This is a genomic window from Rhodococcus sp. NPDC080181, from assembly GCF_040702225.1.
GTDB classification, from domain to species: domain Bacteria; phylum Actinomycetota; class Actinomycetes; order Mycobacteriales; family Mycobacteriaceae; genus Rhodococcoides; species Rhodococcoides fascians.
This window is the reverse complement of record NZ_JBFBKN010000068.1, coordinates 1-1,376: the sequence shown is the minus strand read 5'-3', so window position 1 is coordinate 1,376 and position 1,376 is coordinate 1. Positions and strand designations below refer to the sequence as shown.

The 1,376-nt window shown below is 60.9% G+C and carries 1 protein-coding gene and 2 pseudogenes; 2 read left to right on the top strand and 1 reads right to left on the bottom strand.

The window, feature by feature from the left end:
• A pseudogene (locus AB0O58_RS26735) lies at nucleotides 1–99 on the top strand (cytochrome c biogenesis protein ResB); the annotation flags it as partial.
• Between the two features lie 130 nt (nucleotides 100–229).
• On the opposite strand, the gene AB0O58_RS26730 reads toward AB0O58_RS26735, so the two are convergent.
• Entirely contained in the window at nucleotides 230–895 is a 666-nt protein-coding gene (locus tag AB0O58_RS26730; RefSeq protein WP_008720432.1) for a peroxiredoxin, read from the bottom strand.
• A 300-nt stretch (nucleotides 896–1,195) separates the two neighbouring features.
• On the opposite strand from AB0O58_RS26730, the pseudogene AB0O58_RS26725 reads away from it, so the two are divergent.
• Nucleotides 1,196–1,282: pseudogene (locus AB0O58_RS26725) on the top strand (hypothetical protein); the annotation flags it as partial.
• Nucleotides 1,283–1,376 lie beyond the last annotated feature (94 nt).

Here is a 1,376-nt window from a genome sequence, read left to right as displayed (position 1 = left end):
GAATTCGCGAACCTCCAGGTCGGATACGACCCCGCGCAGCGGTGGGTGCTCGTGTTCGCGGTCACGATGATGACCGGACTACTGGTGTCCCTGGTGATATTCGGCCCACCGCGACCCCTATGAGAACGAGCACCGTCAGCAATCTCGACCGACACCTCCGACCGCCAAGTGGCTCGAACCAGGTCTCCGTCAGATCCAGGACGGTTCAGCATGCCCGTGGGCGTCGCCCTCAGCCTTGGGTGGGGTCGGCAACGATGCGCAAGTAGGGGCGAGGGGCAGTCCAGCCATCCGGATAGATCTTTTTAGCATCCTCGTCGCTGACCGAGCCGGCAATGATCACGTCGCCACCTCTATTCCACTGGGCGGGGGTGGCCACCTTGTGCGCGGCAGTGAGTTGTAGCGAGTCGATTACACGCAGCACCTCGTCGAAGTTGCGGCCGGTGGTCATCGGGTAAATGAGCACCAACTTGATCGTCTTATCGGGGCCGATGACGAAGACATTGCGCAGCGTCGCCATCTCGGCCGGAGTGTGACTGGTCGGGTCGCCGGCGATTTCGGCGGGTAGCATCCCGTAGGCCTTCGAAATGGTGTAGTCGTTGTCGGAAATCATCGGATAGTTGGGCGCGGTACCTTGTGTTTCGGCGATGTCGTCGGCCCATGCGACGTGGTTGTCGAGTGGGTCGACTGACAACCCGATGATCTTGGTGTTGCGTTGGTCGAATTCGGGTTTGATCGTGGCCATGTAACCGAGTTCGGTCGTGCACACCGGGGTGAAATCGCGGGGGTGGGAGAACAGAACTGCCCAGCTTTCACCGATCCACTCGTGGAAGTTGATCGGACCCTGGGTGGTTTGGGCGTGGAAATCGGGGGCGGTGTCGCCAATGGTGAGTGTCATCAGTGGTTGTCCTTCCGGTGCGGTGGTGCGGTGGTGCCGACGATAGCGGTCGAGTCTTAAGTGAACCTGAGGTCGGCGGCGACGCGGTCTTCCGTATACCCCTACCGGTATAGCCCATCAATGGGCGACTACGACAGGTCACGGGTGGCCCCGACCCCTCGGTGCAACGATGACTGACCCGGCCTCTCCAGCCCATGGGCCGCGACATCCGCACCGAGGCCACCGTCCAGCTTCGGCCACCTCGACCACCCTTACCGCTAGGGGTAAACTGGAGTTTCATCGAACGAAGGACTGAACGACATGACTGGTGACACCGTAAGCATCGCATTGGTATTGAACCGTTTGCGGCGTGCGCAGGGTCAGCTCGCAGGAGTGATCTCGATGATCCGGACCTACTCGACGAAGCTGCCGACGGTGTCGACACCCGTTTCGAGGGTGCCAAACAGATCTTCCGCAGTCTGAAGCGGTCGTTCGTCACGCA

What these genes read in the sequence shown, in the direction of transcription:
- AB0O58_RS26730 (WP_008720432.1), bottom strand. Translation starts at nt 895, where the DNA reads ATGACACTCACCATTGGCGACACCGCCCCCGATTTCCACGCCCAAACC.